3 protein-coding genes and 1 rRNA gene are annotated in these 5433 nt (G+C 42.1%); 1 reads left to right on the forward strand and 3 read right to left on the reverse strand.

From position 1 onward, the window contains the following. A partial coding sequence (locus tag LX24_RS14545) for a hypothetical protein (protein ID WP_243131776.1) occupies nucleotides 1-339 on the forward strand: 339 nt, incomplete at its 5' end. A gap of 138 nt (nucleotides 340-477) precedes the next feature. On the opposite strand, the gene LX24_RS14550 is transcribed toward LX24_RS14545, so the two are convergent. The 3 genes from LX24_RS14550 to rrf form a co-directional block, all read right to left on the reverse strand. Further along, nucleotides 478-3222 (reverse strand): PAS domain S-box protein, encoded by a 2745-nt coding sequence (locus tag LX24_RS14550; RefSeq protein WP_166512853.1) that lies wholly within the window; start codon nucleotides 3220-3222, stop codon nucleotides 478-480. 367 nt (nucleotides 3223-3589) lie between these two features. Then, entirely contained in the window at nucleotides 3590-4663 is a 1074-nt protein-coding gene (locus LX24_RS14555) for a methyl-accepting chemotaxis protein (protein WP_166512854.1), read from the reverse strand. Between the two features lie 425 nt (nucleotides 4664-5088). Further along, nucleotides 5089-5203: ribosomal RNA gene (rrf, locus tag LX24_RS14560) — 5S ribosomal RNA — on the reverse strand. Between the last annotated feature and the right edge of the window lie 230 nt (nucleotides 5204-5433).

Consider the following 5433-nt stretch of genomic DNA (forward strand, 5'->3'; position numbering starts at 1 on the left):
AACAAAGGCTGGTTGATGAGGATATTGTTTACCAGGCTCAGCAGGAACTGGAAATTTAACTTGCGGGTGGTGTTTAATATGCCGGGAAAAAGCCTGGAAGATTATTTTGCCAGTACGGGATTTTATGATTTGCTACCGGTTGCAAAAAGCATAATGCGTGAATTGGGCTTTGGCCAGGAGGAAGCGCTGGAGGCAATTTGCAAGGTGGCTGATAAAGCCAGGGTGTATCCACCTACGAAAAACCGGGCAGCTTGGTTTGCTGTTGTTTTTAAAGAAAAGTTGTATGAAGCACGGGCTGATATTTTGGCTTTCAAAAAGTATAAGCATTCGTTGCTTTGATTTTATTATCCGGGTACTGTCTTACGCACGGTAACCCGGTATTTTTATCCTTAGATTTTATACTAAAGGAATGTGAGAATTTTATTTGGTTTTACCAATTTAGTTAGAGAATTTGCGTTATTTGGTTGCTTGATTAGCCTATTTTAAAATGATAATTTTTTCTGAGTTAATTTGAGAATCTACATCTGGTGTCAGTGGGCCTGTTTTGAAAAGAATGCGATCCGGTATGCCTACCTTACCAATATCATGAAATTGAGCAAAAATACGCAAGTCCGTTATTTTCTGTTCGGGTAAACCAATGCTTACTGCTATGCCGGATACCAGTGTTTGCAAGCGATCCGCATGACCCTCGGTGATAAAATCCCGGGCCTCCAAGGCTTTCATGAGTGTTTTTACAATGGCACTGTGGGAACTTTGACTGTGATGTAACTTTTCGCGGTACATATTGTTGTCCGCTTCTTTAAATAAATTATTCAAATCCGCTACATCCTCACTGCTCACAGCAAAACCAATGGATATATTCAGAGGTAACTCCGGGTTAGAACAGTTGTATTTATCAATGACTTCTTTTATTCTATTGACGGCACGTTCAACGGTAATTGCCGTGCAGTGTGGTAGTAGTACCGCAAATTCATCACCCCCGATCCGGGCTATAACATCGTTTTCACGAAAGGAGCTTTTTAGTACACCGGCGGCCGTCTTCAAGAGCTTGTTTCCGGCAGTGTGTCCCAGGGTATCGTTAACCAGCTTAAGCCCGTCCACATCACACACAATAATACCCACGGGATTATCTTTCTCTTTTTCCAAACGCTCCATTTCCTGTTCATAATAAATACGGTTGAAAAGTCCGGTCAGGGGGTCATGCAAGCTCATGTATTTAAGTTTTGATTCCATGTTTTTTCTTTTGGTTATATCCAAAAGGGAGGCTACGCTTTGGTTGGTATCAGGAATCATGGCAATGGAAATATAAATGTCTTTAATACTGGCATTTCTATCAATGAATTTAAATTCATAATTCATGGGAGCACTGTTGGAGTCAACCCTCCGCATCCGGTGATATTCCATCATCCGCTGCAAATCACCTTGTTCAACAAATTCCATCCATTTTTTCTTGCCTTCCAAATCGTTTCTGGAATAACCGGAAAGGTTTTCAAATTCTTTATTAGCCAGTGATATGGTTCCGTCCTCTTCAATTATTACAGTGGCGGTACCCGTTGTCTCAAAGATGGTGCGGTACCTGTTTTCCGAATCGCGCAGGGCCTGCTCGCCGCGTTTACGATCGGTAATATCCCTAATAATACTCATAAACACAGGCTCATTTCCAATCACCGCACCCTGGGAACTAACCTCAACGGGAAATACTCTCCCGTTTTTATCTTTATGTTCAGACTCAAATAAACTACCCGGAGTTAACGCCCCGGTCATCCGGTAACTTGTCAAGTCGGGGCCTTGGTAAGCGAGTAATTCGTAAATTGTTTTTTGCATCAACTCTTCCCGCGTGTAACCGTATGCCTTGACGGCGGCTTCATTTGCTTCAACTATGTAGCCGTCGGGACGGACAAATAAAATAATATCCCTGGCGTACATAGATAAAAGTTGGTACCGTTTCAATATTTCTTCCCTTTGCCGTTGCTCCGTAACATCTCTAAAAACAAGCACAGCGCCCAAGGTGCGATTGTTTACATCCTTTATGGGGGCGGCGCTGTCGGCAATGGATATGAATGTTCCATCCCGGGCAATCAATGCCGTGTGGTTGGCCAAGCCGGTAACCAGACCTGTTTCAAAAACCTTCTTAACCGGGTTTTCAACTGGTTCATATGTATCCTCATGAACAATATGGAAAACTTCTTCCACTGGCCGGCCCACCGCCTCTGCACTGTTATACCCGGTCAGAGCTTCAGCCACTGAATTTATTAATGTTACCCGCCCTGTACAATCCGTTGCTATCACGCCATCACCAATGCTCCTGAGGGTGGTGGCGAGCTGTTCTTTTTCTCTGAATAGCATTTCCTCACTAGCTTTTAAAGCCTGTTCCGCCTTCTTGCGTTTCGTGATATCAACCATGGTTACAACAATACCGGTAAATTTACCGCTGATATCAAGCATCCTTTTCATCTTAACTTCATAAAAAATAACGCCATCAGAAGTGTGGACTGTTTTTTCAAAGAGTAATTCAGGATGATGACCGGCAATCATAGTATTAAATTCATCAATTAACCAGGGAACAAACTGCTTTGACTGATCAAAGCCATAATAACCGGCACCGGGAGTATGGGAAGCATTAAAAAGTATGGCTGCGGCGTGGTTCATATAATCTATTTGGTAGTTTTCATTGATAAAAAAGGTGGGGTTTGATATACTTTCACAGATGGTAAGATATTTGTTTTTTTCATTCATAATAAACTGGTTGGCTTCTTGCAAACTGTCGATAAATCTGTTCCTTTCATTCTCTCTGGACCATTCCAGACAAACACCTATTTCTATGCGATCAAATATCCTTCTGATAAAAAGACGATAAAACTCACTAATCTCTTGTTCAAACTCAGCTGATCTGACCAGATCAATATAACTTTGCCGGTAGTATTTGAATAAACCGAGAAACATGCCCAGGTTAATTCCGCGCAGTCGGTGCTTTTTAGCCTGGGCAATGCCGTAAGCTGAAATTGGATCCTGTACATAATTGTCATCCGGTTGCAACTCCAGGGACCGGTCATAGTTTTTTAGTGCTGTAACAATGGTGCCGGACAAACCGGCGATGGACATGCGCCAGGCTTCTTGCAATGTTGAAGTATATTTTGTATAATTGTATAATTTGGCATAATAGAGTACTCTTTCCAGCAACCAATCCTCTTTTTCCAGAATAAGATCGCATAGTTTTTTCATGAGGTACCCCCCCTCCATTATGGACTGTGTAAGACTTGTGCACTCTCGCCGCTTTTTAAATAGTGTTATGCAGTATTTTACACGAAATAAAATAGACGTGCAATTCAAACAATTTAGTAATTACTAATATTGTTTTAGCATGAGTGCCTATTTCGTCAAAGCTTTTTGTATTCCTGCTAAATTTATAGTTAATTTAAATTGGTTTGCAGATCGAGTAATAACTGAAACATCTAATATTAAGTATTATGCAGATAAAAAACTACACCCTCCGGCAAAAAACCAGCGGGTGTATAAGTAAAGGAATCCGTTGACAGTCTTCCTACGCAGTTATATATAACATTTTTTAGTAGTTTTGTCTCTAACAAAATCATAGTTTAAATTTAAGCACCATTGCGTTAAGTTCAGCTGCCAGTTGATTAAGTTGATCCGTGGCGGATGACACTTCCTCCATAGCAGCGTTTTGTTCCTCTGTTGTGGCCGCTACATTTTGCACTCCGGCGGATACCTGTTGTGCTGAGGCGGCTACATTTTGCACCTGATCAGTAAGTTCCTGAATTGCCCGTAATATTTCGGCAAAATTCTGTCCCACTTCGCCGGCCACCCGATCACCCCGAGCTACTTTTTCCGTGCTGGCTGCCATAGCCTGTAAAGCCTGGCTAGCCTGATACTGTATTTCATCAATTAACTTCTTTATTTCACGGGTTGACTGGGCAGACTGCTCAGCTAGTTTACGTACCTCCTCAGCCACTACGGCAAAGCCTTTACCAGCTTCCCCCGCCCGGGCTGCTTCAATGGCTGCATTTAAAGCCAACAGGTTGGTCTGGTCAGCTATGTTGGTTATTACTTCAACAAACTGGTTTATCTTATTAATAGCCCCGCTCAGAGCATCCATGGCGCCGTTTACCTGACCCGAGGCAGACGAGATCTCATTCATTTGATCTGTCACCATTGCAATCCCCCGGTAACCTTGCTCAGCACGTTCCGAGGCAATACTGGCCTGTTGTGAAACCTCTTGAGTGTTGTGCGACATATTGTCCACTGATGTAGCAATTTGTGTCATGGTAGCAGCTGTTTCGGATGCCCCCGCGGAGGTTTGTTGAGCCTGTGCGGCCAACTGCTGCGCAGCAGCCGTTAATTTATTGGAAGTTTTTTGGATATTTAACAGCAAGTCCTTGAAATTGATTTTCATCTGGTTTAACGCTCTTAATAGCTCGCCGATTTCATCATTTGACTTTAAATCGATATCGCCCGTAAAATCCCCGGCAGCCATCTTTTTAGCACTGGCAACCATCCCCAAAATGGGATTACGAATGCTCCTGCTGATAATTATGGTTATTAAGATCCCCGCTGCAACGGCACAAAATGCAACAGTAAAAGCCATAGTGACCGATTTGGCATTTTGTTTCTCATTGGCCTGCATTGTATCTTCAACGATTTGCATATTGCTTTCTACAAGATTTTCGAATTAACTGGTAAAGTTGTTCAGTCATTGGAACAAGATTTCCGGCAATAGAATGCATTTGCTCAAAATACACCTGGGCCTGCTCCGCATTATTTTGTCATAATTAACATTGTTAAATTTTCACTGTAAAATATAATGTTCGTCAAATATTTTGTTGTTCCTTTTGTTATTTTGTCGAATTTGTGATAAATATGTAATCTGCAATTTTTTTTCCCGTTCCAAGTAAAACGGACATGTATTCTTTATTTTGATGATGTAACCACCGGGTGCAATGGCAACCGGTTATTTTATTTGAGAATCACTCTTGAATATTACTAGTTTAGTTGGCAATCCATTTTTAATTTAGGAATCTACAATAATGAACCCCACCGGCTTTAAACCAGTGGGGTTCATTTTAAAATCAATTCCGGCAACTACCTACTCTCCCGGGGCATAAGCCCAAGTACCATCGGCCTTAGAGAGCTTAACTTCCGTGTTCGAGATGGGAACGGGTGTATCCTCTCCAGTATGGTCACCGGAAAACTTATTAGACGTTTGAGTTTAGAGATTGGAAATTGGATAACCAAACTCCTTATCCCTTCAAAACTGCACAGCGATTTGTTTTTTTAAAGCCCAGGCTTTTTCACTTTGGTTGGATTATCCTTGGCGCTAGTAGTCTTTCTAACTTCTAACCTCCAATTTCCAACCTCCGCCTTTTGCTGGTCAAGCCCTCGACCTATTAGTACCGGTCCGCTGAACACATTGCTGTG

The sequence above is a fragment of the Desulfallas thermosapovorans DSM 6562 genome (genome assembly GCF_008124625.1).
GTDB classification, from domain to species: domain Bacteria; phylum Bacillota; class Desulfotomaculia; order Desulfotomaculales; family Desulfallaceae; genus Sporotomaculum; species Sporotomaculum thermosapovorans.

What these genes read in the sequence shown, in the direction of transcription:
- LX24_RS14550 (WP_166512853.1), bottom strand. Translation starts at nt 3,222, where the DNA reads ATGAAAAAACTATGCGATCTTATTCTGGAAAAAGAGGATTGGTTGCTG.
- LX24_RS14555 (WP_166512854.1), bottom strand. Translation starts at nt 4,663, where the DNA reads ATGCAAATCGTTGAAGATACAATGCAGGCCAATGAGAAACAAAATGCC.